The organism is Kitasatospora sp. NPDC022785, from assembly GCF_055561295.1.
In genome coordinates, this window is record NZ_JBVHHB010000004.1 from 373,544 (window position 1) to 399,160 (window position 25,617).

20 protein-coding genes are annotated in these 25,617 nt (G+C 71.3%); 6 read left to right on the forward strand and 14 right to left on the reverse strand.

Features of this window, described 5'->3' with window-relative positions; all coding sequences use genetic code 11:
* Nucleotide 1 precedes the first annotated feature (1 nt).
* The gene (locus ACZ3YO_RS09465; protein ID WP_465566955.1) at nt 2-1,420 is read left to right on the forward strand and encodes a sensor histidine kinase; all 1,419 of its coding nucleotides are present in this window, start codon (nt 2-4) and stop codon (nt 1,418-1,420) included.
* On the opposite strand, the gene ACZ3YO_RS09470 is transcribed toward ACZ3YO_RS09465, so the two are convergent.
* The 4 genes from ACZ3YO_RS09470 to ACZ3YO_RS09485 form a co-directional block, all read right to left on the reverse strand.
* Entirely contained in the window at nt 1,417-2,679 is a 1,263-nt protein-coding gene (locus ACZ3YO_RS09470; RefSeq protein WP_465566958.1) for a sensor histidine kinase, read from the reverse strand. The genes ACZ3YO_RS09465 and ACZ3YO_RS09470 overlap by 4 nt on opposite strands.
* 8 nt (nt 2,680-2,687) lie before the next feature.
* On the reverse strand, nt 2,688-3,410 hold the full coding sequence (locus ACZ3YO_RS09475; RefSeq protein ID WP_465566961.1) for an ABC transporter permease: 723 nt from the start codon (nt 3,408-3,410) through the stop codon (nt 2,688-2,690).
* Nucleotides 3,407-4,363 carry an ABC transporter ATP-binding protein gene (locus ACZ3YO_RS09480; protein ID WP_465566964.1) on the reverse strand — a complete coding sequence of 319 codons (957 nt, stop codon included), beginning with the start codon at nt 4,361-4,363 and terminating at the stop codon, nt 3,407-3,409. The genes ACZ3YO_RS09475 and ACZ3YO_RS09480 overlap by 4 nt, the downstream gene beginning before the upstream one ends.
* A 190-nt stretch (nt 4,364-4,553) precedes the next feature.
* Nucleotides 4,554-6,707, reverse strand: coding sequence for a S9 family peptidase (locus tag ACZ3YO_RS09485; protein ID WP_465566967.1), 2,154 nt, complete (start codon nt 6,705-6,707; stop codon nt 4,554-4,556).
* Nucleotides 6,708-7,022: 315 nt separating this feature from the next.
* Between ACZ3YO_RS09485 and ACZ3YO_RS09490 the strand changes: the two genes are divergently transcribed.
* From ACZ3YO_RS09490 to ACZ3YO_RS09510, 5 genes are all read left to right on the forward strand, one after another.
* Nucleotides 7,023-7,217, forward strand: a complete 195-nt coding sequence (locus ACZ3YO_RS09490) for a DUF2304 domain-containing protein (RefSeq protein WP_465546123.1) — start codon at nt 7,023-7,025, stop codon at nt 7,215-7,217.
* 31 nt (nt 7,218-7,248) lie between these two features.
* Nucleotides 7,249-8,235 carry an N-acetyl-1-D-myo-inositol-2-amino-2-deoxy-alpha-D-glucopyranoside deacetylase gene (gene mshB / locus ACZ3YO_RS09495; protein WP_465566971.1) on the forward strand — a complete coding sequence of 329 codons (987 nt, stop codon included), beginning with the start codon at nt 7,249-7,251 and terminating at the stop codon, nt 8,233-8,235.
* Nucleotides 8,232-8,693, forward strand: a complete 462-nt coding sequence (locus ACZ3YO_RS09500; RefSeq protein WP_396320672.1) for a DUF6113 family protein — start codon at nt 8,232-8,234, stop codon at nt 8,691-8,693. Before mshB ends, ACZ3YO_RS09500 begins: the two co-directional genes overlap by 4 nt.
* 239 nt (nt 8,694-8,932) lie before the next feature.
* Complete coding sequence (locus ACZ3YO_RS09505) at nt 8,933-11,233, forward strand: peptidoglycan binding domain-containing protein (protein ID WP_465566975.1); 2,301 nt, start codon at nt 8,933-8,935, stop codon at nt 11,231-11,233.
* A gap of 161 nt (nt 11,234-11,394) precedes the next feature.
* Entirely contained in the window at nt 11,395-13,110 is a 1,716-nt protein-coding gene (locus ACZ3YO_RS09510) for an ABC transporter family substrate-binding protein (protein ID WP_465566978.1), read from the forward strand.
* Nucleotides 13,111-13,168: 58 nt separating this feature from the next.
* Here the strand turns inward: ACZ3YO_RS09510 and ACZ3YO_RS09515 are convergent, their stop codons facing one another.
* The 10 genes from ACZ3YO_RS09515 to ACZ3YO_RS09560 form a co-directional block, all read right to left on the reverse strand.
* Entirely contained in the window at nt 13,169-14,188 is a 1,020-nt protein-coding gene (locus ACZ3YO_RS09515) for an ABC transporter ATP-binding protein (protein WP_465566981.1), read from the reverse strand.
* Entirely contained in the window at nt 14,181-15,272 is a 1,092-nt protein-coding gene (locus ACZ3YO_RS09520; protein ID WP_465546112.1) for an ABC transporter ATP-binding protein, read from the reverse strand. Before ACZ3YO_RS09520 ends, ACZ3YO_RS09515 begins: the two co-directional genes overlap by 8 nt.
* 14 nt (nt 15,273-15,286) lie before the next feature.
* The gene (locus ACZ3YO_RS09525; RefSeq protein ID WP_465566984.1) at nt 15,287-16,276 is read right to left on the reverse strand and encodes an ABC transporter permease; all 990 of its coding nucleotides are present in this window, start codon (nt 16,274-16,276) and stop codon (nt 15,287-15,289) included.
* Nucleotides 16,269-17,213 (reverse strand): ABC transporter permease, encoded by a 945-nt coding sequence (locus tag ACZ3YO_RS09530; RefSeq protein WP_396320666.1) that lies wholly within the window; start codon nt 17,211-17,213, stop codon nt 16,269-16,271. Before ACZ3YO_RS09530 ends, ACZ3YO_RS09525 begins: the two co-directional genes overlap by 8 nt.
* 93 nt (nt 17,214-17,306) lie before the next feature.
* Complete coding sequence (locus tag ACZ3YO_RS09535) at nt 17,307-18,950, reverse strand: peptide ABC transporter substrate-binding protein (protein WP_465566987.1); 1,644 nt, start codon at nt 18,948-18,950, stop codon at nt 17,307-17,309.
* A 413-nt stretch (nt 18,951-19,363) separates the two neighbouring features.
* A complete protein-coding gene (locus tag ACZ3YO_RS09540) occupies nt 19,364-20,686 on the reverse strand; it encodes an ABC transporter ATP-binding protein (RefSeq protein ID WP_465566990.1) in 1,323 nt (440 codons plus the stop codon).
* Complete coding sequence (locus tag ACZ3YO_RS09545) at nt 20,676-21,728, reverse strand: ABC transporter ATP-binding protein (protein ID WP_465566993.1); 1,053 nt, start codon at nt 21,726-21,728, stop codon at nt 20,676-20,678. Before ACZ3YO_RS09545 ends, ACZ3YO_RS09540 begins: the two co-directional genes overlap by 11 nt.
* Before the next feature lie 15 nt (nt 21,729-21,743).
* Nucleotides 21,744-22,658 carry an ABC transporter permease gene (locus ACZ3YO_RS09550; RefSeq protein ID WP_465567225.1) on the reverse strand — a complete coding sequence of 305 codons (915 nt, stop codon included), beginning with the start codon at nt 22,656-22,658 and terminating at the stop codon, nt 21,744-21,746.
* Nucleotides 22,659-22,734: 76 nt separating this feature from the next.
* Nucleotides 22,735-23,661, reverse strand: coding sequence for an ABC transporter permease (locus ACZ3YO_RS09555; protein ID WP_396320661.1), 927 nt, complete (start codon nt 23,659-23,661; stop codon nt 22,735-22,737).
* A 177-nt stretch (nt 23,662-23,838) separates the two neighbouring features.
* Nucleotides 23,839-25,461, reverse strand: coding sequence for a peptide ABC transporter substrate-binding protein (locus ACZ3YO_RS09560; protein ID WP_465566997.1), 1,623 nt, complete (start codon nt 25,459-25,461; stop codon nt 23,839-23,841).
* Between the last annotated feature and the right edge of the window lie 156 nt (nt 25,462-25,617).

The following is a 25,617-nucleotide window of genomic DNA, read 5'->3' on the forward strand; positions in this document are numbered from 1 at the left end:
GGTGCTGGGCCGGCTCTCCACCCGGGTCCGCACCTCGCTCGCGGCCGGCCTGGCCGCGCTGCTGCTGCTCGGCGTCGGCGCCTGGTGGCTGCGCGACCACATGTACGACGCCCAGCTGGCCGCCGCCGAGTCGGAGGCTCAGTACCAGGCGCGGGAGATCGGCCGCGCCTTCACGCTCGGCCAGCAGCTGCCGGACAGCGACCTGATGCCCTACCTCGTGCTCGACAAGGACGGCCGGCTGCTCACCCTGGGCGGGCCGCTCACCACCCAGCGCCTGGCCGCCCCGCTGCCGCCGGTGGCCCCGGCGCTCGCCCCCACCGACTGGCAGCCGGAGGGCGAGCGGATCACCGTCGGCCCGGCCAGCCCGGCCGCCGCCAACCGGTACTCGGGGCGTACCTTCGCCGCGATGGGCAGCTGGGGCATGTACTACCGGGTGACCGACACCACCGGCCCCACCACGCCCCCGCTCGGCCCGGTCACCGTGTACGTGCTGGCCACCCCGTTCGCCGCCGAGGCGGCCCTGCACACCATCGACCCGGTGCTCCGGGCGGGCGTGCCGGCCGCCGCGCTGCTGGTGGCCCTGATCGCCTGGGTGGCGACCAGCCGCGCGCTGCGGCCGGTGGAGGCGATCCGCGCCGAGCTGGCCGAGATCGGCGAGCTCCGGCTGGACCGCCGGGTGCCGGTGCCGAGGTCCGGGGACGAGATCGCCCGGATGGCGACCACCACCAACGCCACCCTGGACCGGCTGGAGCGCTCGTCCGTCCAGCAGCAGCGGTTCGTCGCGGACGCCTCGCACGAGCTGCGCAGCCCGATCGCGGCGCTGCGCACCAACCTGGAGGTCTCGCTGGCCCACCCCGAGCGCACCGACTGGCCGGCCGCCACCCAGGAGGCGCTGACCTCGGTCGAGCGGCTCCAGCAGCTCACCGAGGACCTGCTCTTCCTGGCCCGCGGCGCCCACCCGGCCGCGGCCGGCCCGGACACCACCGTCGACCTCTCCGCCGTGCTGCGCGAACTCGCCGACCAGTACCGCCCGGTGATCGGCGGCCGGCCGGTGCTGGTGGTGGACGCGCCCGACCCGCTGCCGGTGCGCGGCAGCCGCCTCCGGCTGCACCGGCTGGTCCGCAACCTGCTCGACAACGCCCGCCGGCACGCCACGTCCGAGATCGTGCTGGCCACCCGCCGGACGGCGCACGGCTGCGTCCTGGAGGTCCGCGACGACGGGCCGGGCGTGCCGCCGCAGGACCGCGAGCGGATCTTCGAACCGTTCACCCGGCTCGACGAGGCGCGCAGCCGGGACGCCGGCGGCAGCGGCCTCGGGCTGGCCATCGCGGCCGACATCGCCACCCGGCACGGCGGCACCCTGCGGGTCGCGCCCTCCCCGCGCGGCGCCCGCTTCCTCCTCGAACTCCCCGACCCCTAGGAGATGTTGGTCGCCTGCCCCACGGTGGGGGCCGACACCGTGCGCAGCGGCACCAGCGCCCGCAGCCGGAAGCCCCTCCCCCGCTCGCCCGGCCCGGTCTCCAGCCGGCCGCCGACCAGCGCCAACCGCTCGTCCAGGCCGGAAAGCCCGTTCCCCGGCGCCGACTTGCCCGGCCCTGCCCCGTTGTCGGTGATCTCCAGGACGGCGTACCGCTCTCCGCCGCCCTCCCACGCCTCGTCCCCCCGCACGGTGCAGAGCGTCGCGCCCTCGCCGTGCCGGACGATGTTGGTGACCGCCTCGCGCAGCGCCCAGGCCAGCGCGCCCGCCTCCTCGGTGGCCAGCCCCGGCCAGGCGTCCACCAGCTCGGGCGCCGCCTCCAGCCGGACCTGCGCGGCCGCCAACGCCGTGCGGGCGGCGGCGAGTTCGACCGGCAGGGTGGGCCGGCGGAACCCGGTCACGGCCTCCCGGACGTCGATCAGCGACTGCCGGGCGACCTTCTCGATGTCGGCGACCTGCGCCCGCGCCGCCTCGTCCTTGCCGCCGTCCATGAACCTCCCGGCCAGCTCGCTCTTCAGCGTGATCAGCGAGAGCGAGTGCCCGAGCAGGTCGTGCAGGTCCCGGGCGAGCCGCAGCCGCTCCTCGGACGCGGCGAGGTGGGCGACGGCGGCCCGCGCCTCGCGCAGCTCCCGCATGGTGGTGACCAGCCGCTGCAGCCCGGTCATGGCGGCGCCGGAGAGGAAGGCGGTGAGCGCGATGGTGGGGATCGCCCCGGGGTCGGCGTGGCTGAGCAGCCCGACCGCCACGGTGAGCCCGGCCATCCCGCCCACCCCGGCGATCCCGTACCGCGGCGGCGCGATGATCGCGACCGCCACCGAGGCGTAGGTGAACAGGGTCAGCCAGGAGGTGCCGAGGCCGAAGGCGGTGACCACCGCGATGACGGCCATCATCGCCACCACCGCCTGGGCGGCGCGCGGCGGCGAGCCGGGGCGGGAGCGGAAGACCACCAGGCTGACGTAGGCGGCGACGAAGGCGGCCAGGGCGATCCAGCCGGCCACGGTGGCGGCCGTCCCGTGCTTGTGCTGGAGCAGGTCGCCCACCGGGTAGGCCAGGTAGACCATCCAGAGCAGCATCCAGCTGACCTTGACCAGCAGCTGCCGCCCGGTCTCCACCGGAGCGCCGGGGACGTTCATGAACGACACGCGCCCCGCCCCCGCCTCCGGCTGCTCGTCGGTTCGGTGGGTACGGGGCGTGTCGGGCATGAGGGTCATCATGCCTGCCGGGTGTCACGGCGGTACAGCCCGGCCGCGGCGGCGACGAAGACCACCAGGAAGGCCGCCAGCCCGGCGACCGCGACCAGGTCGAGCGAGTGCCCGGGCTGGGTGAAGGTGGCGAGCCTGTTGTACAGGTACACCGGGTCGAACCGCGCGAACCTCTCCAGCGTGCCGGTCACCGGGAACCACGTCCCGCCGAACAGCGCCATCGCCATGTAGGCGATCATCACGATGGTCTGCACCGAGTCCGGCGCCGCCGCGTAGCCGAACGCCACCCCGAGCGCCGCGAAGACGAAGCTGCCCAGCCAGAGCGCGGCCGCCAGGCCGGCCCACTGTCCCGCGCTCAGCCGCACGCCCTGGGTCGCGCCGACCGCGAACACCACCAGGATCGCGGGCAGGGTGGTCACCGCGCTGGAGGCGATCTTCGCCACGGTGTACGCCCGGCCGGGGAGCGCGGTCAGCCGCAGCTGCCTGGTCCACCCGCTCTTGCGCTCCAGCGAGATTCGCTGCGCGCTGCCGGTCAGCACCGAGCCGACCGCGCCGAAGGTGGCCATCGACACCATGAAGTAGGTCTTCACCGGCAGGCCGCCGGCGACCTTGCCGGTGCCGTAGGCGTTGATGAAGAAGAAGTACATCAGCGCCGGGTAGAGGATCGTGAAGAGCAGGTACTTCTTGTTGCGCAGGGTGCGCATGATCTCCAGCTGGATCAGGGTGGTCATCGCACGGCCTCCGTCGCGAACCGGTTGGTGCCGGCGGCGTCCTGCTCGCCGGTGATGGTCAGGAAGGCCTGCTCCAGGCCCAGGCCGGTGACCTCCAGGCCGCGCGGGTACAGGCCCGCGCGGTAGAGCCCGGCGACGCCCGCGTCGGCGTCCGCGGTCCGGATCCGGACCGTCCGCACCCCCGGCACCCGGGCGCTGACGTCCAGCGCCAGCGTGCCCGGCAGGGTGCGCAGCAGCGACTCCTCGAACGGGCCGTCCACGTCGTGCAGTTCGAAGGTGATCCGGCGGGCGCCGGCCTTCGCCTTGATCTCGGCGGAGGTGCCGTCGGCGATCAGCCGTCCCCGGTGGAGGACGAGGACGCGGTCGGCGATCGAGTCCGCCTCCTCCAGGTAGTGGGTGGCGAACAGCACGGTGCGCCCGGCGTCGGCCTGCGCCCGCATGCTCGCCCAGAACGCCTGCCGGACGGAGACGTCCATGCCGGTGGTGGGCTCGTCCAGGACGATCAGGTCGTTGGCGCCGGCGATCGCCAGGGCGAAGCGCACCCGCTGCTCCTGGCCGCCGGAGAGCTTGTCGGCCCGGCGCTCGGCCAGCTCGGTGATCCCGGCGTCGGCCAGCACCTCCTTGACGGCCCGGCCGCGGGGGTGGACGTCACAGGCCAGCTTCACCAGCTCGCGGACCTTGACGTCGGCCATCAGCCCGCCGCTCTGCAGCATCGCGCCGACCCGGCCGGCCGTGATCGCGTCGCGCGGGGCGCCGCCGAACAGCGCGACGGTGCCGTGGTCCGGCTCGCGGAGGCCGAGCAGCAGGTCGAGGCTGCTGGACTTGCCGGCGCCGTTCGGGCCGAGCAGGGCGACGGTCTCTCCCGGCCTCAGCACCAGGTCCAGGCCGTCGACGGCCCGCACCCGCCCGTAGTTCTTGCTGACGCCCCGGAAGGCAGCCACGTCTGTGCCCATCGCCCCGGTCCTCTCCCCTGCTGGTGTCGTTCGCACCACCTCAGCGTCCCGCGCCGGCCCGGTACGGCGGCAGTGCCCGCCGTCGTGGCTTCCGCATGACGGATGTCATGCCGGCGGCCGGTACCCGGGTCACGGGCACCGGCCGCCGAAGCCGCAGGTCAGCAGGGTTGGGGCCAGCAGGGCCGGGGGGTCAGATCCCCAGCGACTTCTTCACGAAGTCGACCTGGAGCAGCAGCAGGTTCTCCGCGACCTCCTCCTGCGGGGTCATGTGCGTCACGCCGGAGAGCGGCAGCACGGTGTGCGGCCGGCCGGCCGCCAGCAGGGCCGAGGAGAGCCGCAGGGTGTGCGCGGCCACCACGTTGTCGTCCGCCAGGCCGTGAATGATCATCAGCGGGCGCTCCAGCCCGGCCGCGTACCCGCTGAGCGAGTTGGCGGCGTACACCTCGGGCCGCTCGGCGGGGTGGCCGAGGTAGCGCTCGGTGTAGTGGGTGTCGTACAGCTCCCAGTCGGTCACCGGGGCGCCGGCGACGGCCGCGTGGAAGACGTCCGGACGGCGCAGCACGGCCAGCGCGGAGAGGTAACCGCCGTACGACCAGCCGCGGATGGCGACCCGGTCGAGGTCCAGCGGGAACTCCTCGGCGAGCGCGTGCAGCGCGTCCACCTGGTCGTCGAGGGTGGCACCGGCGAAGTCGAAGGCGATCGACTTCTCCCAGGCCGGCCCGCGGCCGGGGGTGCCGCGCCCGTCGGCGACGATCACCGCGAAGCCCTGGTCGGCGAACCACTGCGAGTTGAGGTGCGGGTTGTGCGCCTGGACGACGCGCTGGCCGTGCGGGCCGCCGTACGGGTCCATCAGGACGGGCAGCAGGCCGTCCCGCTCCCGGTCGTAGCTGGTGGGCAGGAAGACGGCGGCGGGGATGCGGCGCTCGCCGGCGTAGCGGAAGACCGGACGGGCGGTGATCACCGGGGTCTCGGCGTAGGACTCGATGGTCGCGACGTCGTCGACCACCACGCCCTCCGGCAGGTCGCGGGCGACCTGGACCAGCGTGCCGGGCAGGTCGGGCTCGGCGGTGGCCCGGACGGTGATCCCGCCCGCGTGCACGGCGGTGGTGACGGACGTGAACGGCCGGCCGTTGGAAGCCTCCCAGCCGAGCCGCTTGCCGTCGTGGCCGATCCGGCCGGCGGCGATCCAGCCCGGCTCGGGGTCGGTCTCCTCGGCGCCGCCGGAGGCGGTGAAGAAGACCTCCTCGGCGGTCACGGCGAGCACCGAGCGCAGGTGCAGGTCGGCCCCGGTGACGGCGTGGTCGCCGATCACCAGCGCGCGCACCCCGCCCTCGTCGCCGATCCGGACCAGCTTGCCGTCCGGCGTCCAGGCCGGGACGCCCTGGAACAGCTCCAGCCAGGCTTCGTCGTGCTCCTCGTGCAGCACCTCGGTGGCGCCGGTCTCCACGTCCACGCCGAGGATCTGCTGGCTGCGCTGGTCGCGGGCCTGGACGAGCAGCAGCGGCACGCCGCCCGTCGACCAGTGCACCCGGGCCAGGTAGGGGAAGGCCGCGCGGTCCCAGTCGACCTCGACCCGGGTGCCGTCCAGGCCGAGGGACCAGAGCCCGACCTCGGCGTCGGCGGTGCCGGCGGCCGGGTAGGCGATCTCGGCGGGCTCGCTGCCGGGGTTGGCCGGGTCCGCGATCCACCAGCGGCGCACCGGGCTGTCGTCGGCCCGCTCGACCAGCAGCCGGTCGCTGTCGGGGGACCACCAGAAGCCGCGGTCGCGGCCCATCTCCTCCTGGGCGATGAACTCCGCCTGGCCCCAGCTCACGTTCGCGCCGTCGGGCTCGGCGAAGGCCCAGTCGGCGGTGCCGTCGGTGCGGGTGAGCCGCAACTCGCCGGCGGTGTTGGCGTACGCGACGAAGGTGCCGTCCGGGGAGAGCCGCGGGTCCAGCAGCGGGCCCTCGGCGGGCAGCTCGGTGCTGGTGCCGGCGACCAGGTCGGCGGTGAACAGCCGGCCGGACAGGGCGAAGGCGGCCAGCGCGCCGGCACCGTCCAGGGCGTAGCCGACGATGCCGGCCGAGCCCTCGCGGCTGCGCTCGCGGCGGGCCTTCTCGGCCGGCGAGAGGTCCTCCTCGCCGCCGCCGAGCAGGACGGCCGGGTCGGCGGCGATGCGCTCCTCGCCGGTGGCGGTGTCGAGGGTCCAGAGCAGGTTGGCGCGGTCGCTGCCGGAGCGCGAACGAAGGAAGACGACCCGGGAACCGTCGGATGCGACGGAGAACGACCGGGGCGCGCCGACGGTGTAGCGCAGGGTGCGCGCGTACTGCCTCGGGAAGGTGTCCGCAGGGGTGTGGGAGGTCATGGCACCAGACCTTATGACGTTCCGGTGCCACCGCCCGGCGGATTGTGATCACTCGTTCGGAGCATCGCCCGGAAGTGTGCACCGAACGGGCCCGCACCCCTTCCGACCGGCCCGTACGCCCCCGCCGTACAACAATGCCCCGGCGCGTGCGGACTCACTGAACGTAATGCGCCCCTCACTCATCGGGTATGACTGGTCCAACGAGTGATCGTCAAGCCCCGTCCCGGGCCGCGGTCACCCGACCGCAGGTCCCCACGGTCCCGACCGCCGCCCTCCCCGAGGGGGTGGCGCACCCGAGAAGGGGTGTGAACCGACATGGCTTTGTCCATCTCCGCAGCCATGCTGATGCTGGTCATCGTGGTGGTGCTGATCCGCCGCTCCGGCCTGAAGCTCTCGCACGCGATCGTCTGCGCACTACTGGGCTTCTACCTGGCGTCCAGCTCCATCGCCCCCTCGATCAGCCAGGTCACCAGCAACCTCGCCGGGATGATCAACGGCCTGAAGCTCTAGCTCCCTGCCGCCGGTCGTTAGGCTTCCTCCCATGACCGTGACTACCGGCCGCCGCCTCCTCCTGGTCCACGCCCACCCCGACGACGAGTCGATCGGCAACGGCGCCACGATGGCCAGGTACGCCGCCGAGGGCGCGCACGTCACCCTGGTGACCTGCACCCTCGGCGAGGGCGGCGAGGTGATCCCGCCGGAGCTGGCCCACCTCACGGCGGACCGGGACGACACCCTCGGCCCGCACCGGATCGGCGAGCTGACCGACGCCATGCGCGCGGTCGGCGTCGCCGATTTCCGCTTCCTCGGCGGCCCGGGCCGCTACCGCGACTCCGGCATGATGGGCGTCCCCGACAACGAGGCGCCCGGCTGCTTCTGGCAGGCCGATGTGGACGAGGCCGCCGGCCACCTGGTCGCGGTGGTCCGCGAGGTGCGGCCGCAGGTGCTGGTCACCTACGACGAGAACGGCGGCTACGGGCACCCGGACCACATCCAGGCGCACCGGGTCGCGATGCGCGCGTACGAGCTGGCCGCCGACCCGGCGTACCGGCCCGGGCTGGGCCCGGCCTGGCGGATCGCCAAGGTGTACTGGAACCGGATGCCCCGCTCGGTGATCGAGCAGGGCCTCGCCAAGACCGCCGCCGAGGCGCGCCACCCCGGCGTCGCGCAGCAGGCCGACGTCCCCGGCGTGGTGGACGACGCCGTGGTCACCACCGTGCTGGACGGCTCCGCGTACGCCGCCCCCAAGGCGGCGGCGATGGCCGCGCACGCCACCCAGATCACCGTGCACGGCGCGTCGTTCGCGCTCTCCAACAACCTCGGCCAGCCGCTGATCGCCACCGAGTACTACCAGCTGGTACGCGGCCAGGCCGGGCCGGAGCAGCCCGAGGACGACCTCTTCGCCGGCCTGGACACCGCCGCCGGCGGCAGCAGCGCGGACGGGACCGCCACGGACCACGGCACCGCGGCCCGTGGCACCACGAACGACAGCACCGCAGCCCACACCGTCGAGGAGAGCGCCCGATGACCGAGCCGACCGAGACGAAGGCGCCCCGCCGCTCGATCACGGTGACCGTCCTCGGCACGCGGGCGGAGCGCCTGAAGGAGCCCCAGCCCCCTCGGGCCGGTCGGATCGCGGCTTATGTCCTGTTCTTTCTGCTGGGCATCGCGGTGTCGGTCTGCGGAGCATTTGTGCAGGCCTTGTGGCCGCCCGTGGGAGTCCTGCTGGCGCTCGCCGCGACCGCCGCGACCTTCTACGCGGGCCTGCGGGTGACCGGCACCCGGCTCGGCGCGGCAGCGCCGGCGGCCGGCTGGTTCCTCGCCCTGCTGCTCCTGATGGTCCCTCGCCCGGAAGGGGACAATGTGCTCTGGACCAATGCCACGTCGCTCGCCTGGCTGTTCGTCGGATCGATCCTGGGCGTGATCTGTGCCACCCTGCCGACCCGGAGCAGCTGGTTCCCCGGGGTGCCCGGCCCCCCGCGCTGACCGCCCCGCGGGGCCGCGTACGGTACCGCGTACGACGAGCAGTCAGGACCACACGGCCGTACTCTCATACCGGAGGAACCGGACGTATCAGGTTCTATCCGAACCGGTTCACCGCTCAGTTCTTCCCAGTATGGTGGTGCGGCAGAACGCCGTACCCGACCGCCGATCCCGCCAGGCCCGGCGCCCACGAACCGCGGTCGCGCCGCACGGCCCGCCCGCGAACCCGGAGCAGAGCAGCATTGAGCAGCCGCGAATCTGAGAACGCCCACCCGACGCCTCGGCGCACGGGCCCGGACGCCTACCCGTCGGGCACCCCGCCCTACGGCACACCGGGATTCCCCGGCGGCGACCGTGCTGGTGCCGGTGCCGGTGCCGTCGAGGGTTCGGCGCCGGGTGACGAGGACGAGGCCCCGAAGACCGAGACCACGCTCACCACGCGGGTCCGGATCAACATCCCCGGCTCGCGTCCGATCCCGCCGGTGGTGGTCCGCTCCACCGTCAAGAACGAGGACGGCCCCGGCGAGGAGAACCCGCCGGCCGCCCCCGAGCCGGCCGGTCCCCGGCACCGCTCGGCCGCACCGGCCTCCCCCGTGCTCGGGGTGATGGACGGCAGCGCCCGGACGGCGACCCCGCCGAACCTGCCGCCCGAGTGGGAGATCCCGCCGGCCACCTCGGAGTCCGAGTCCACCGGCGCCTGGTTCCGGCCGCGCCAGAAGAAGGGCTCCGCCGCCGAGACCGCCCCCGCCGCGGTCCCGGCCGGTGCCCCGGGCGCCCCCGCCGCCGGACTGGCCACGCCCGCCGCCGGCACCGAGGCCCGCCCGAACGGCGCGCGCCCCAAGAACGCCGGCCGTGGCCAGCAGCAGGGCCCCGGCGCGGCCCGCCAGGGCGGCCGCCCGCTGCCCGCCCAGGCCGCCGCCCCCGCCCCGCGCCCCACCGGTGCGCCCGCCTCGCCGTTCGGCGCCGGCGGCGACGCCCCGGCCGACGACGCCGGTGTGTACGAGGACGCCTCGTTCGCCCCCGGTGCGCCCGCCGACCCCTTCGCCCCCAGCCGCGACCTGCCGCGCCGCAACCCCCAGGGTGGCGGCCGTCCGCAGCCCCAGGGCCAGGGCCGGCCGGCCGGCGGTGCGCCGGCCGCGGCGAACCCGGAGGACACCTCGGTCGACGGGTTCGAGCCGATCCGCGAGGACACCCCGCCGCCCGGCGCCATATCCGGCCTGCCCCAGAACGGCCTGCCCCCGCACGGCGCCCCGCAGAACGGCCGCCCGCAGCAGGGCCTGTTCGCCTCGGCCCCGGCCGGCACCGACCCGTTCGCGGTCCAGCGGCCCCCGGCCGGCGCCGAGCCGTACGGCAGCGCCGCCCCCGGCGGCCTCTTCCCCGGCGCCCCCGGCCGCCAGGGCGAGCCCGCAGCCCCGGCCGACCCCTTCAACACCTCCCCCGCCCAGCCGCGCCCGGGCGCGCACGGCGGCCCGGACGGCGAAGCCCCCGCCGGCCCCACCGCGGTGCCGGTCCCCGCGCCCGGCCCCCGGCCGGACGCGCCCGCCAAGCCGGCGGCCCCCAAGACCGGGGCGGCCAAGGCCAAGCGGGGCGGCACCGGCAAGAAGCTCGTCAAGCTCGGCGTCTACGGCGTCGGCGGTGTGCTCTTCCTGGGCGCCGCCGCGTACGGCACCGGCCTGATGCTGAACCAGTCCGACATCCCCAAGGGCACCGTGGTGCTCGGCACGGACATCGGCGGCAGCAACCGCGACCAGGCGATCCACCAGCTCGACGACAGCGTCGGCAAGGCCGGCCAGCAGCCGGTCAAGCTGAAGGTCGGCGACCAGACCCTGGACCTCGACCCGGCCGTCGCCGGGTTGGGCTTCGACACCACGGCCACCGTGGACAAGCTCACCCAGCACTCGTACAGCCCGGTCGACGTGATCACCTCGCTGAAGGGCGACGAGAAGGCCGTACCGCCGGAGGTCAAGGTGGACCGGGCCAAGCTCAAGGCCGCCCTGGAGGCGCTGGCCGCCGGCTCGGGACAGGGCCTGACCGAGGGCTACGTCAAGTTCGGCGACAACGGCGAGCCGATCGTGGTGCCCGGCAAGGCCGGCCAGGCGGTGGACTCCGCCTCCGCCGTCGACCAGGTCGAGCAGGCCTACCGCGACCGCGCCGCCGGCAAGCCCGAGCAGCCCGTCACGCTCACCGTCACGGCCGCCCAGCCGAAGATCTCCCCGCAGGCCCTCCAGGCCGCCGCGGACAGCCTCGGCAAGTCCGCGGTGAACGGCAGGATCCACATCGTGGCCGGCGTCAAGACCTGGGACTTCGGCCCGAAGACCGCCCCCAAGACGCTCACCCTGGTGCCCGACGCCTCCGGCAAGATCGTGCCCAAGTGGGACCTCGACGCGCTGGGCGGCCAGCTGGGCACCGTGTTCGACAAGGTGAAGATCAAGAAGAACGGCCAGACCGCCGCGATCACCCCGCAGGACGTCGCCGACGCCATCACCTCGGTGCTGGACAAGAGCGGCGACAAGGACCGCACCTTCAAGTTCACCGTCGCCTGAGCGGTCCCGCCACCGCCTGAACAGGCACCGCCGAGGGGCGGGGCCGGCCCGTGGAGTCACCGGGGGCCGGTCCCGCCCCTCGACAACTCTGCTCTCCGGTCAGCAAGATGTGACGCCACACCACCCTCACCGCCTGTCACACCTGCACCGGGAGAACCGCCATGGGCCGCCGCCCCCTCTCACGCCGCACGGCCCTGCTCGCCTGCCTCACCGCCGTCTCGCTGACGCTCTGCGGCTGCGGCTCCGGAGCCGACAGCGGTGACGCCTCCCGGGTACTGCCGACCACGCTGGAGACGCCCAAGCTCACCACCGTCGACGTCAACCCGCACGACCGCGGGGAGCTGCGCCAGGGCGGCACCCTGAACGTCGCGATCGCCCAGCTCTCCAGCCAGTGGTCGCCGGTCCAGGCCGACGGCAGCGAGTCCTCCACCATCACCGTCACCAAGCCGCTGATGCCGACCTTCTTCCGCTCCGACGCGGCCGGCACCCAGACCGTCAACCCGGCCTATCTGCAGGACGCCCGCTCCGAGGTCCGGGACGGCCGCCAGGTCGTCACCTGGACGCTCAACCCGAAGGCCCGGTGGTCCGACGGCACCCCGATCACCTGGCGCGACATCGAGGCCAACTGGCGGGCGCTGAACGGCACCGACCCGGCCTACAAGGCGTCCAGCAGCACCGGCTTCGAGCTGGTCGCGGCGGTCGACAGGGGCAAGGACGACTTCCAGGCCGTGATGACCTTCGCGAGGCCGTTCTCCGAGTGGCAGTCGATGTTCAACGGCGCCGCCAACGCCCCGCTGATGCCGGCGAGCCGGCTCGCCACCCCGGAGCTGTTCAACACCGCCTACCTGGACGCGATCCCGGTCACCGCAGGCCCGTTCAAGGTCGAGAAGCTGGACAAGGCCGCGCAGACCGTCACCCTGGTCGCCGACCCGGCCTGGTGGGGCGAAAAGCCGCTGCTGGACCGGATCGTCTTCCACGCCGTGCTCCCCAACGCGATGGCCGCGGCCTTCGCCAAGGGGCAGATCGACCTCTTCAACAACGGCCCGGACGTGGCCGGCTACCAGCTGATCAAGAGCACCAAGGGCGCCGCCGTCCGCCGCGCCGGCGGGCCGGACTTCCGCCAGTTCACGCTGAACAGCAGGAGCCCCCTGCTGACCGACCCGGCCGTCCGCCAGGCCGTCTTCCAGGCGATCAACCGGGACGCGATCACCCGCTCCGACCTCAACGGGCTGGACTGGCCCACCGTCACCCTCAACAACCACCTGCTGGTCGCCAACCAGAACGCCTACCGGGACAACTCCCTCGGCCTCAGCCGCTACGACCCGGCCGAGGCCGTCCGGAAGCTGGACGCGGCCGGGTGGAAGCTCGACGGCGACGTCCGGAAGAAGGACGGCAAGGAGCTCAACCTGCGGATGGTCATCCCGGCCGGCGTCACCCAGGCCCAGACCGAGGCCGAGGTCACCACCAGGATGCTCAAGGACGTCGGGGTCAAGCTCACCACGGTGACCGCCAACCCCAACGAGTTCTTCGACAAGTACGTCAACCGGCACGACTTCGACCTCGCCGCCTACTCGCTGCTCGGCACGCCGTTCCCGGCCAGCGGCAACCGGGCCAACTTCGCCCAGAACGGCGGCACCAACCAGTCCCAGGCCGGCAGCCCGGCCGTCGACGCCGCCCTCGACCGGGCCTCCGGCGCGACCGACGCCGCCACCGCCTTCGAGGCCATCAACCAGGCCGACGGCGAGTTGTGGAAGGTGGCCGGCGTCCTGCCGCTCTACCAGCGCCCGCAGCTGTACGGCGCCCGCGCCGACCTCGCCAACATCGGCGCGCAGGGCCTGTCCGACATCGTCTGGGAGAACGTCGGCTTCACCAAGTGACGAGCCGGGCACCGGAGTCGGTACGACCCCGGTGCCCGGCCCGGCCACCGGACGGCGCTCAGCCCGCGCCGATCACGTCCCGCACCTCGGCGAAGTGGCACGCCGACTCGTGCGCGGCCGGCCCGGTCAGCAGGGACGGCACCGCCAGCAGCGGGACCTCGGTGGAGCAGCGCTCCTCCGCCTTCCAGCAGCGGGTGCGGAACCGGCAGCCGGACGGCGGGTTGGCCGGCGACGGCAGGTCCCCGCTGAGCAGGATGCGCTCACGCTGTTCGCGCCCGGTCGGGTCCGGCACCGGCACCGCGGAGAGCAGCGCCTGGGTGTACGGATGGGTCGGGTGGGCGTAGATCTGGTCCTCCGTCCCGATCTCGACCAGCTTGCCGAGGTACATCACGCCGACCCGGTCCGAGATGTGCCGGACGATCGAGAGGTCGTGCGCGATGAACATGTACGACAGCTCGAACTCGCTCTGCAGCTGCTCCAGCAGGTTGATCACCTGCGCCTGCACGGAGACGTCCAGCGCGGAGACCGGCTCGTCACAGATGATCACCTCCGGCTTGAGCGCCAACCCCCGGGCGATGCCGATGCGCTGGCGCTGGCCGCCGGAGAACTGGTGCGGATACCGGTTGATGTACTCGGGGTTGAGGCCCACCACGTCCAGCAGGTCCTGGACGGCCTTGCGGCGGTCCCCCTTCGGCGCCACCTCCGGGTGGATCTCGAACGGCTCCCCGATGATGTCGCCGACCGTCATGCGCGGGTTGAGCGAGGTGTACGGGTCCTGGAACACCATCTGGATGTTGCGGCGCACCGCCTTCAGCGCGGCACCGGAGAGCCGGGTGATGTCCTCGCCCTTGAACCGGACCTCGCCGGAGGTGGCCCGCTCCAGGTTCATCAGCACCTTGGCCAGCGTGGACTTGCCACAGCCGGACTCGCCGACGATCCCCAGCGTCTCCCCCTTCTTCAGCTCGAAGGAGACCCCGTCCACCGCCTTCACCGCGCCGACCTGCTTCTTGAAGACGATCCCCTGGGTCAGCGGGTAGTACTTGACCAGATCCCGGACCTCCAGGATGGGCTCAGCCATGGAGGGTCTCCTTCCAGAGGTGGCAGGCACTGCGGCGGCCCGGCAGGTCGGCCCCGTCTGCGTCCAGCACCGGTACCAGCCGCGGGAGTTCGGTGCGGCAGCGGTCCACCGCCCGGTCGCAGCGGGGGTTGAAGGCGCAGCCCTCGGGGATCCGCAGCAGGCTCGGCGGCAGGCCCTGGATGGCGTAGAGGTTCTGGCCCTTCTGGTCCAGCCGGGGGATCGAGTTGAGCAGGCCGCGGGTGTACGGGTGGGCCGGCCGCGCGTACAGCTCGTGCACGGGCGCCGTCTCGACGATCCGCCCCGCGTACATCACCGCGATCTTGTCCGCGACGTCGGCCACCACACCGAGGTCGTGGGTGATCAGGATCAGCCCCATGTTGAACTCGGCCTGCAGCTCGGCCAGCAGGTCCATCACCTGCGCCTGGACGGTCACGTCGAGCGCGGTGGTGGGCTCGTCGGCGATGATCAGGTCCGGTTCCAGGGCCAGCGCCATCGCGATCATGATGCGCTGGCGCATGCCCCCGGAGAACTGGTGCGGGTAGTCGTTCACCCGCTGCCTGGCCGCGGGGATTCGCACCCGCTCCATCAGCTCGACGGCCTTCTCCCGGGCCTCCTTGCGCGAGGCCCCCTGGTGCACCCGGAACATCTCACCGAGCTGGTAGCCCACGCTGAGCACCGGGTTCAGCGAGGAGAGCGCGTCCTGGAAGATCATCGCGATCTTCCGGCCACGCACCGCCCGGCGCGCCTTGGGGCTCATGGTGAGCAGTTCCTCGCCCCGGAAACGGATCGACCCGGAGGTGATCTTCCCCGGCGGCATGTCCAGGATGCCCATGATCGCCTGCGCGGTCACCGACTTGCCCGAACCGGACTCGCCGAGCACCGCCAGGGTCTCCCCCGCCGACACCGCGTAGCTCACCCCGTTGACGGCCTTGGCCACGCCGTCCCGGGTGTGGAACTCGATGTGCAGGTCCTCGACCTCCAGCAGCGGAGTGCCGGGCACCAGGCTCTCCCGGCCGCCACCGACCACCTCCACCGCGTTCTGGCGGGGTACCGCACCCTTCGACAGCTTCGTCGCGTCACTCATCTCCGCGGCCCTCCTCAGCGCAGCTTCGGGTCGAGGGCGTCGCGGACCGCGTCGCCGAGCATGATGAACGCCAGCACGGTGATGCTCAGCACGACGGCCGGGAAGAGCAGCACATGGGGCGCGGTCAGGAAGCGGGACTGCGCGTCGCTGATCATCAGACCCCAGGAGATCGCCGGGGACTGGATGCCGATGCCGAGGTACGAGAGCGCGGCCTCGGCACCGATGTAGACGCCCAGGTTGATGGTCGAGACCACGATCACCGGGGCGACCGCGTTCGGCAGGATGTGCCGCGTGACGATCCGTCCGGTGCCGGCGCCGAGCGCCTTGGCCGCGACCACGTAGTCGTTGTGCTTGTTGGAGAGCACCGCCGAACGCATCAGCCGGTAGATCTGCGGCCAGCCGAGCACGGCCATCACCGCCGAGACCGTCCAGGCGTTGCCCTTGCCCCAGGTGGACATGATCAGCATGCCGCCGAGCAGCAGCGGGATGGCGAAGAAGATCTCGGTGACCCGGGAGAGCGCGTTGTCCCAGAGACCGCCGATCCAGCCGGCCCAGAGGCCGAGCAGACCGCCGACCGCGACCACCAGGGTGGTGGTCAGGATGCCGACGATGATCGAGTTGCGGGCGCCCCAGATCGTCCGGGTGTAGATGTCGCACCCCTGGACGTCGAAGCCGAACCAGTGGTCCGCGCTGGGCCGCTTCAGCGAGTCGGCCAGGTTGCAGAAGCCGCCGGCCCTCGGGTCCCCGTCGGTGAACAGCTGCGGGGCGACGGCCAGCGCCACCATGAACAGCACCAGGAACCCGCCGATCAGGAACAGCGGGTTGCGCCGCAGGTCGTACCAGGCGTCGGTCCAGAGGCTGGCGACCCGTTCGCCGCCCTTGCCGCCCTTCCCGTCCTTGGTGAGCGTGGCGGCCTCCGCCGCGGGCCCGCTCGCGGCGGACCCGGAGCCGGGCTGCCCCGGGACCGACACCCTCGTGTCCTCGCTCTTCGTCGGCTCACTCATAGCGGATCCTCGGGTCCAGGACGGCGTACATCAGGTCGACCACCAGGTTGGCGAACAGGTAGACGAGCACCAGGGCGCTCACGATGCCCACCACGATGGTGCGTTCGCGCAGGTAGACGGACTGGAAGAGCTGGTGCCCGACCCCGGGGATGTTGAAGATGCCCTCGGTGATCACCGCACCGCCCATCAGCCCGCCGAGGTCCATGCCCAGGAAGGTGACGATCGGGATCAGCGCGTTGCGCAGTCCGTGCCTGACCACCACCCGCATCGGGCTGAGCCCCTTGGCGACCGCCGTCCGGACGTAGTCCGCCCGCATCACCTCGATCAGGCTGGTCCGGGTGAGGCGGGCGACGTACGCCAGCGAGGTGGAGGCGAGGACGTAGGCCGGCAACAGATAGGACCGGAAGCCCGCCTCCTCGTTGAACGAGACCGGGAAGAAGTCGATGCCGTAGTCGGTGTTGAGCTTCACCCCGAGGATCAGCTGGAGCACGAAGCCGATCACGAAGACCGGGATCGAGATGACCATCAGGGTCGAGATCAGCACCACGTTGTCGATGAACCTGCCACGCCGCAGAGCGGCGACCACGCCCGCGGTGATGCCCACCACCATCTCGATGACCAGCGCGGTCACCGCCAGGTTGATGGTGTAGGGGAAGGCGGTCTTCATGACGTCCACGACCTGGTTGCCGCGGTAGTCCTCGCCGAAGTCGCCCTTGAACAGGCCGACCAGGTAGTCCCAGTACTGGACGAAGAACGGGTCGTCCAGGTGGTAGCGGTCGCGCAGCACCGCCACGACGGCAGGGTCCTGCCGCTTCTCACCGGCCAGTGCCGTGATGGGATCGCCGGGCAGCAGGAAGACCAGTGCGTAGATCAGGAACGTCGCGCCGAGAATCACCGGTATGGCCTGGATGATCCGGCGGACCACATAGCGGCCCATGCGGCCTCCTCGTGGCTCGGGGCACGCCGCTGGCGGGCGGCGCGGGGATCACCCGCGCCGCCCGTCAGCTCGTGCCGGTCAGCTGGGTCGCGGTCAGGCCAGTTCGACGTTGGCGAGGTCGATGCGGTTCTGGGCGTCGATGACGACGTTCTTGACGGCCTTGGTGTAGGCACCCGAGGTCATGTACGTGTAGACCGGGATGTACGGCAGTTCCTTGATCAGGATGTCGTCGGCCTGCTGGTAGAGCTTGATGCCCTCGGTGTCGGTCTTCGCGCTGTCGGCCCGGGCCAGCAGGGCCTCGAAGTCCTCGTTGACGTAGCCGCCGTAGTTGGACCCGTTGTCGATCGCGATCTTGGAGAAGATCGGCCGCAGGTAGTTCTCGATCGACGGGTAGTCCATCTGCCAGGCCATCCGGAAGGCCCCGGAGTACTTGTGGTCGCCCAGTGCGGTGAGGATCGCGCCGAACTTCTCGAACGGCTTGAAGGTGACGTCGACGCCGAGGTTGTTCTTCAGCTGGTTGCCGACGGCCTCGATCCACTCCTTGTGGCCGCCGTCCGCGTTGTAGCCGATCTCCAGCGTGTTCCCGGGCAGGCCGCCGGCCTGGGTGAAGAGCTCCTTCGCCTTCGCCGGGTTGTACTTGGCGGCGTCGCCGAGTGCGCCCTGCCGGTAACCCGGAATGATCGGGCTGATGAAGTCGTCGGCGGGCTTGCGGGTGCCCGAGAAGATGGTCTTCGTGATCGCCTCGCGGTCGATCGCCATCGAGATCGCCTTGCGGATCTCCGGCTTCCCGAACGCCGGATTGGTCGAGATCGGGAATCCGAGGTAGCCGACCCCGGATTCCGGCTTGTAGATGTAGCGGTCACCGAACTCCTGCGCGACGGTCGACATCGCCGAGATCGGGAGCTTGTTGGTGATCTGGATGTTGTCCGCGCGCAGGTCGTTGTACGAGGTCTCCAGCTTGTCGTAAATCTTGAAGGTGACGGAATCCAGCTTTGCCTTTCCGTCGGCCGCCGGGAAGTTCTCGTACCGCTTCACCTTGATCTGCTTGTTGTGCTCCCACTTGCCGTCCATCTGGAACGGGCCGTTTCCGATCGGCGCGTCCTCGAAGGCCTTCGGGTCGGCGAAGAACGCCTTCGGCAGCGGGTAGAACGCGGTGTAGCCGAGCATGGTCTTGAACTGGGAGAACGGGGCCTTGAGAGTGACCGTGAAGGTCTTGTCGTCGACGACCTTGAGGCCCTTGAGCTTGTCCGCGGCGGGCTTCTTGTCCTTGCCCGGGGCCAGCTCGTCCGAACCGAGGATCTTGTCGAAGAACGGCAGCCCCTCCTGCGCGTTGTCCTGGTTCGCCCCGTAGTTCCAGGCGTCGACGAAGTTCTGCGCGATGACCTTCTCACCGTTGTGGAAGGTGTAGCCGTCCTTGAGCTTGATCGTCCAGGTGGTGGCGTCGCTGCTCTCGATCGACTCGGCGGCCCGCAGCTTCGGCGAGTTGTCCTTGTGGTCGTAGTCGACCAGGCCGGCGAAGAGCCCCGCGAGAACCTGGGCCCCCTCGGACTCGGCCGTGTTCTGCGGCACCAGGCCGTGCTGCGGCTCACCCGACTCGATGCTGATCGAGCCGCCCTTCTTGCCGGACCCGTTCGCCTGGTCCGAGGACTTCTTGTCGCCGCCGGTGCTGCACGCGGAGATCGCGAGCGCGGTGCAGGCCGCCAGCGCGGTCCAACGCATCGTCTTGGTGAGCCTCATTCAACTGCTCCTCGATTTAGGGGCTTACGAACGAACGGCGCCCCGCCAGTCGGTGTGCCGGGCATGGCGAAGGTCGACATCTCAGGGCCGATCCGCACAGTTGGCGAGGTGACCACTGATACGCGCAGAGCAACTATCGATCACCGGACCCCTCCGACGGAATCCACGTCACATCTCTTTTCAATTACATGCTCAGACCAAGTCGTGACATTGCTCGCCAAATTCCTGCATATCGCGCACGGAGTCCCGCACTCCGCCTTCCGGATAACGAACAATATTCTCCGGTATTCGATGCTTTACGGAGCGTAATGATCAAATCCGGCCGGGGGAATTCCGGTGTTTCCGCAGGACAACGCAAGGGCGCGCCCTCCGCTGGGAGGGCGCGCCCTTGGTTCGGGATCTGGACGGTGGTGTCAACCGGTTTCCGGCGCCGGCGGGGTCGGGCCCCCGCCGTCCTCGCTCCGGCCGGCCCCGGGCTCGGCCGCGCTGGGCCCCGCCTCGGGCTCCTTCGCGCTGGACCCGGTCCCGGGCTCCGCCGCGCTGGGCCGCCCGGTCTCGCGCTCCGCCGCGCCGTGCTCGATGTCGCGCTCCGCCGCGGCGTGCTCGATGTCGCGCTCCGCCGCGGCGTGCTCGATGTCGCGCTCCGCCGCGCCGTGCTCGATGTCGCGCTCCGCCGCGAAGTGACACGCCGAGTCGTGCCGGGCCAGCCCCTCCAGCCACACCGGCGCGGCCAGCAGCGGCACCTCCACCGTGCACCGCTCCTGCGCCTTCCAGCAGCGGGTGCGGAACCGGCAGCCGGACGGCGGGTTGGCCGGCGAGGGCACGTCCCCGGTGAGCACGATCCGGTCCCGCGACTGACGCGCCGTCGGGTCCGGCACCGGCACCGCGGAGAGCAGCGCCTGGGTGTACGGATGGGTCGCGTGGTCGTAGATCTCCAGGTCGGAGCCGATCTCGACCAGCCTGCCGAGGTACATCACACCGACGCGGTCGGAGATGTGCCGGACGATCGAGAGGTCGTGCGCGATGAACATGTACGAGAGGTTGAACTCCCCCTGGAGCTGCTCCAGCAGGTTGATCACCTGCGCCTGGACGGAGACGTCCAGCGCGGAGACCGGCTCGTCACAGATGATCACCTCCGGCTTGAGCGCGAGGCCGCGGGCGATGCCGATGCGCTGGCGCTGGCCGCCGGAGAACTGGTGCGGATACCGGTTGATGTACTCCGGGTTCAGGCCCACGACGTCCAGCAGGTCCTGGACGGCCTTGCGGCGGTCCCCCTTCGGCGCCACCTCGGAGTGGATCTCGTAGGGTTCGCCGATGATGTCGCCGACCGTCATGCGCGGGTTGAGCGAGGTGTACGGGTCCTGGAACACCATCTGGATGTTGCGGCGCACCGCCTTCAGCCCGGCACCGGAGAGCCGGGAGATCTCCTCCCCCTTGTAACGCACCGACCCGCCGGTGGCCGGCTCCAGGTTCATCAGCACCTTGGCCAGCGTGGACTTGCCACAGCCGGACTCCCCCACGATGCCGAGCGTCTCCCCCTGGACCAGGTCGAAGGAGACCCCGTCCACCGCCTTCACCGCGCCGACCTGCTTCTTGAAGACGACGCCCCTGGTGAGCGGGAAGTGCTTGATCAGGTCCCGGACTTGGAGGATCGGCTCGCCGGGCGGCACCTCCCGTGCGAACGCGACGTCCTCCGGCACCGCCGGCCCCAGTGCGCTGGCCCCGTTAGCGGTCATGGAGGGTCTCCTTCCAGAAGAAGCAGGCGCTGCCCCGGCCGGCCATCTCCCGGCCGTCGTCCTCGGTGACCGGGAACAGCTCCGGCACCTGGCCCCGGCAGATGTCCTGGGCCCGCGGGCAGCGCGGGTTGAACGCGCAACCCGGCGGAATCCGCAGCAGGTTGGGCGGCAGGCCCTTGATCGCGTACAGCTCCTGGCCCTTCTGGTCCAGGCGCGGGATGGAGTCCAGCAGGCCGCGGGTGTACGGGTGGGCCGGCCGCGCGTACAGCTCGTGCACGGGCGCCGTCTCGACGATCCGCCCCGCGTACATCACCGCGATCTTGTCCGCGACGTCGGCCACCACGCCGAGGTCGTGGGTGATCAGGATCAGGCCCATGTGGAACTCGGCCTGCAGCTCGGCCAGCAGGTCCATCACCTGCGCCTGGACGGTGACGTCCAGGGCGGTGGTGGGCTCGTCGGCGATGATCAGGTCCGGTTCCAGGGCCAGCGCCATCGCGATCATGATGCGCTGGCGCATACCGCCGGAGAACTGGTGCGGGTAGTCGTTCACCCGCTGCCTGGCCGCGGGGATTCGCACCCGCTCCATCAGCTCGACGGCCTTCTCCCGGGCCTCCTTGCGCGACGTCCCCTGGTGGGCCCGGAACATCTCACCGAGCTGGAACCCCACGGTGAGTACGGGGTTGAGCGAGGAGAGCGCGTCCTGGAAGATCATCGCGATCTTCTGCCCGCGGATCTGCCGCCGCTCCTCCTTGCCCATCTTGAGCATGTCCTGGCCCCGGAACCTGATCTCGCCCCGGGGGATCCGGGCCGGCGGCATGTCCAGGATGCCCATGATCGCCTGCGCGGTCACCGACTTGCCCGAACCGGACTCGCCGAGCACCGCGAGCGTCTCCCCCGCCCGGACGCTGTAGTTGACCCCGTTGACCGCCTTGGCCACCCCGTCCCGGGTGACGAACTCGACGTGCAGGTCGCGGACGTCCAGCAGCGGCCCCTCGTAGGGCGCCTCCCGCTTCGGCTTGCCGGTGTCGACAGCTGTGGTCACGATGAGTCCCCTCGCTCAGCGAAGCTTCGGGTCGAGGGCGTCGCGGACCGCGTCGCCCAGCATGATGAAGGCCAGCACCGTGATGGAGAGCGCCGCGGCCGGGAAGAAGAGCACGTACGGGGCCGTCCGGATCACCTTCTGGGCGGAGGCGATGTCGATGCCCCAGGAGATGGTCGGGTCCTGCAGGCCGATGCCCAGGAAGCTCAGGGTGGCCTCGGTCGCGATGTAGCCGCCCAGGGCGATGGTGGCGACGACGATCACCGGCGCGAGCGCGTTCGGCAGGATGTGCCGGAGCATCAGCCGCCCGGTGCCCGCGCCCAGCGCTCGGCCGGCCATCACGTAGTCGGCCTGTTTGACGGTCAGGACGGCGCCGCGCATGACGCGCGCGATCTGCGTCCAGCCGAGGACCGCCAGCGCGATCACCACGCTCCACACCGTGCGGGCGGAGAAGGCGCCCAGCAGGACCAGCGCGCCGAGCAGCAGCGGGATGCCGAAGAAGATGTCGACGACGCGGGAGATCACGGCATCCACCGCACCGCCGAAGTACCCGGCGACCATGCCGGTCAGCCCGCCGAGCAGGGTGACCCCGAGGGTCACGAAGATGCCGACGGTGATCGAGGCCCGGGCCCCGTAGATCACCCGGGCGTAGATCGACCGGCCCTGGCCGTCGTAGCCGAACCAGCCGGCGCCGAAGAAGTCCGTCCAGTCCGGGCGCTTGAGGAAGTCGTGGATCAGGTCGGCCTTGCGCGGGTTGGCGTCCGTGAACGCCCAGGGGAAGATCGACATCACGATCAGCAGCAGGATCAGCAGCGCCGAGATCAGGAAGACCGGCCGCCGGCGGAGGTCCCGCCAGGCGTCGCCCCAGAGGCTGCGGGCCTCCTCCCGTTTGGCCGGGTCGCCCTCGACCAAGGTCTCCTGCTCGACCGCCATGCCCTGCTCGCCGGCGTAGTCGAGGTGGTCGACACCGGGCACCGAATGCGGCCTGAACTCGCCCTCGTCATGCAGGTCAGGCATAGCGGATCCTCGGGTCCAGGACCGCGTAGAGCAGGTCGACGATCAGGGAGGCGACCAGGTAGACGATCACCAGGACGGTCACGATGCCGACCACGGTGGGGCCCTCCTTCTGGTTGATCGCCCGGTACAGGACGTTGCCGATGCCCTGCACGTTGAAGATCCCCTCGGTCACGATCGCGCCGCCCATCAGCGCGCCGAGGTCGGTGCCGAGGAAGGTGACCACCGGGATCAGCGAGTTGCGCAGCAGGTGCCGGGAGATGATGGTCCGCCGCGGCAGGCCCTTGGCGACCGCGGTGCGCATGTAGTCGGCCCGCAGGTTCTCCCCGATCGACGTCCGGGTGAGCCGGGCGACGAACGCGAGGGAGAGCGAACCCAGCACGATCGCGGGCAGGATCAGCTGGGAGAGGTCCGTGGAGTCCTGCACCGTCGGGGTGACCCAGCCCAGGTTGGTGGCGAAGATCGTCTGGGCGATGTAGGCGAGCACGAACACCGGGATCGAGATCACCACCAGGGTCAGGGCCAGCACCAGGGTGTCCTCGATGCTGCCCCGCCTGAGGCCGGAGATCAGACCGAGTGCCAGCCCGACGACCAGCTCGAAGGCGAAGGCCATCAGGGCCAGCCGGATGGTGACCGGGAAGGCGTCCGCCATGATGTCGGTGACCGAGCGGCCGGTGAAGCTCGTCCCGAAGTCACCCTGGAACAGGTTCCCCATGTAGTGCAGGTACTGCTTCCACAGCGGCTGGTCGAGGTAGTACCGGTGCTTCAGGTTGGCCACCACCGCCGGGTCGGCGGCCTTGTCCCCGAACAGCGCCGCGACCGGGTCGCCCGGCAGCGTGTAGACCATCAGGAAGATCAGGAATGTGGAGCCGAAGAACACCGGGATCATCTGCAGCACCCGCCGCAGCACGTAACTTCCCATCCGAGCCTCCTTCCTAGGTGACGGGTCGGCCCGTGACCGGGTGCGGCGGGCCGTTGGACCGAGTGCCCGGGCCCCGCCCCCCGTGCGGGGAGGGCGGGGCCGCGCGGGGCCGGGCCCCTCGCCCCCGGCCTGGCGGCCGGGAGGTGCCGCAGCCCGGTGACGGGCGGGGAGGGGGGATCAGCCCTTGACCTCGACCTGGGTCCAGGCCGGGTTGCCGAAGGAGTCGAACGTCACGTTCTGGACGTTGTTGGAGTAGCCCGAGTTGGTGCGGTAGTACCAGAGCGGGATGGCCGGCATGTCGGTCGCCAGCACCGCCTCTGCCTGCTGGTAGCCCGTCACCGAGCCCTGGACGCTGTCCGCCTGGTCCGCCTGGGTGGACAGCTTGTCGAACTGCGGGCTGCTGTAGCCGAAGTCGTTGGACGCCGCGCCGGTGCGGTAGACGTCGGCGAGGAAGTTGGCGTTCAGCGGGTAGTCCTGCACCCAGCCCGTCCGGAACATGCCGTCGATCTGGTGGCCGGTGATCGCCGCCCGGGCGGTCTTGAAGTCGGGCTTCGGGTCACCGGTGCAGTCCGCCCCGGTGCTCTGTCGGACCGAGTTGCAGACGGCGTCGACCCACTCCTTGTGGCCGCCGTCCGCGTTGTAGGTGATGGTCAGCTTGTTGCCCGGGATGCCGCCGCCCTGGGCGATCAGCTGCTTGGCCTTGTCCGGGTTGAACGTGCAGAACTCACCGCACTGACCCGCCTTGTACCCCTCGACCCCCTCGGCGACCCAGGCGCTGGCGGGCGCGCGCGACCCCTGGAGCACCGTCTTGGTGATGGTGTCGCGGTCGATCGCCATCGAGATGCCCTGGCGGACCTGGGCCTTCTCGGGCGCGGCCCAGTCCGCCTGGTACAGCGTGAAGCCGACGTTCTGGATGGCACCCTGCGGGGAGTCGATCGCCCGGTCGCCCAGGTCGCTCTTGTAGGTGGCCAGCGCGGACGGCGGCACCTGGTCCATCACGTCCAGGTTGTTGGACTGCAGGTCGGCGTAGGCGGCCTCGGCGGTGCTGTACATCTTGAAGACGACGCCGCCGTTCTTCGGCTTGTCCACGCCCTGATAGTTCGGGTAGGCCTTGGTGACCACCTGCTGGTTGTGGTCCCAGCTGACGAACTGGTACGGGCCGTTGCCCACCGGCTTCTGCCCGTACCCGGTCGGGTCGCTGAAGAAGGCGGACGGCAGCGGCGAGAAGGCGATGTACCCGAGCTTGTACTCGAAGTACGAGACCTTGCCCCGCAGCTTGATGGTGAAGTGCGTGTCGTCCACCACGGTCAGCCCGGACATCTTGGTCGCGGTCGGCTGGCCGCTGGCGGGGTGGACGTCCTGATAGCCCTCGATGTCGGAGAACCAGGAGCTGTTGATCTGGTTGTTGGTGGTGGTCGCGCCCCAGTTCCAGGCGTCGACGAAGTTGGCCGACGTGACCGGCGTGCCGTCGTGGAACGTCCAGCCGCTCTTCAGCGTGACGTTGAAGGTCTGCGAGTCGCTGGTGTCGATCGAGTCCGCGACCTGCATCCGGATCTTGGCGTTGCTGGGGTCGTAGTCGACCAGGCCCTTGAAGAGGTTCTGCAGGATGCGCCCGCCGCCGGTCTCGTTGGCGTTCGCCGGCTGCAGCGGGTTCTGCGGCTCACTGCTCTGGTAGCTGAAGGTCTTGCTGCTGTCCGACGAGCTGCTTCCGCCTCCGCCGCTGCTGCTGCACCCGCTGGCCACCAGGGCCACGGATGTCGCACCGGCGAGGACCCATCGAGCACGGGGGGCTGCGGGCATGGAGGTCCCTCCTCAAGGTGTGTGTCGCATCACACCCCATGAGAAGCGCGCCCGCGCGGCGGCGCGAGCCGGGTACCCCCGGATGGGTGCAGCAGGCCCTGCGTGGAGTTGACGGAACGCCGGAAGGGCCCGCAGCACGACGGCTGCGGGCCCTTC

Bases quoted from the DNA above. Each gene is read 5' to 3' on its own strand.
- ACZ3YO_RS09560 (WP_465566997.1), bottom strand. From the start codon at position 25,461: ATGCCCGCAGCCCCCCGTGCTCGATGGGTCCTCGCCGGTGCGACATCC.
- ACZ3YO_RS09525 (WP_465566984.1), bottom strand. From the start codon at position 16,276: ATGAGTGAGCCGACGAAGAGCGAGGACACGAGGGTGTCGGTCCCGGGG.
- ACZ3YO_RS09515 (WP_465566981.1), bottom strand. From the start codon at position 14,188: ATGGCTGAGCCCATCCTGGAGGTCCGGGATCTGGTCAAGTACTACCCG.
- ACZ3YO_RS09480 (WP_465566964.1), bottom strand. From the start codon at position 4,363: ATGGGCACAGACGTGGCTGCCTTCCGGGGCGTCAGCAAGAACTACGGG.
- ACZ3YO_RS09500 (WP_396320672.1), top strand. From the start codon at position 8,232: ATGACCGAGCCGACCGAGACGAAGGCGCCCCGCCGCTCGATCACGGTG.
- ACZ3YO_RS09490 (WP_465546123.1), top strand. From the start codon at position 7,023: ATGGCTTTGTCCATCTCCGCAGCCATGCTGATGCTGGTCATCGTGGTG.
- ACZ3YO_RS09470 (WP_465566958.1), bottom strand. From the start codon at position 2,679: ATGCCCGACACGCCCCGTACCCACCGAACCGACGAGCAGCCGGAGGCG.
- ACZ3YO_RS09485 (WP_465566967.1), bottom strand. From the start codon at position 6,707: ATGACCTCCCACACCCCTGCGGACACCTTCCCGAGGCAGTACGCGCGC.
- ACZ3YO_RS09540 (WP_465566990.1), bottom strand. From the start codon at position 20,686: ATGACCGCTAACGGGGCCAGCGCACTGGGGCCGGCGGTGCCGGAGGAC.
- ACZ3YO_RS09550 (WP_465567225.1), bottom strand. From the start codon at position 22,658: ATGGCGGTCGAGCAGGAGACCTTGGTCGAGGGCGACCCGGCCAAACGG.
- ACZ3YO_RS09520 (WP_465546112.1), bottom strand. From the start codon at position 15,272: ATGAGTGACGCGACGAAGCTGTCGAAGGGTGCGGTACCCCGCCAGAAC.
- mshB (WP_465566971.1), top strand. From the start codon at position 7,249: ATGACCGTGACTACCGGCCGCCGCCTCCTCCTGGTCCACGCCCACCCC.
- ACZ3YO_RS09555 (WP_396320661.1), bottom strand. From the start codon at position 23,661: ATGGGAAGTTACGTGCTGCGGCGGGTGCTGCAGATGATCCCGGTGTTC.
- ACZ3YO_RS09475 (WP_465566961.1), bottom strand. From the start codon at position 3,410: ATGACCACCCTGATCCAGCTGGAGATCATGCGCACCCTGCGCAACAAG.
- ACZ3YO_RS09530 (WP_396320666.1), bottom strand. From the start codon at position 17,213: ATGGGCCGCTATGTGGTCCGCCGGATCATCCAGGCCATACCGGTGATT.
- ACZ3YO_RS09510 (WP_465566978.1), top strand. From the start codon at position 11,395: ATGGGCCGCCGCCCCCTCTCACGCCGCACGGCCCTGCTCGCCTGCCTC.
- ACZ3YO_RS09535 (WP_465566987.1), bottom strand. From the start codon at position 18,950: ATGAGGCTCACCAAGACGATGCGTTGGACCGCGCTGGCGGCCTGCACC.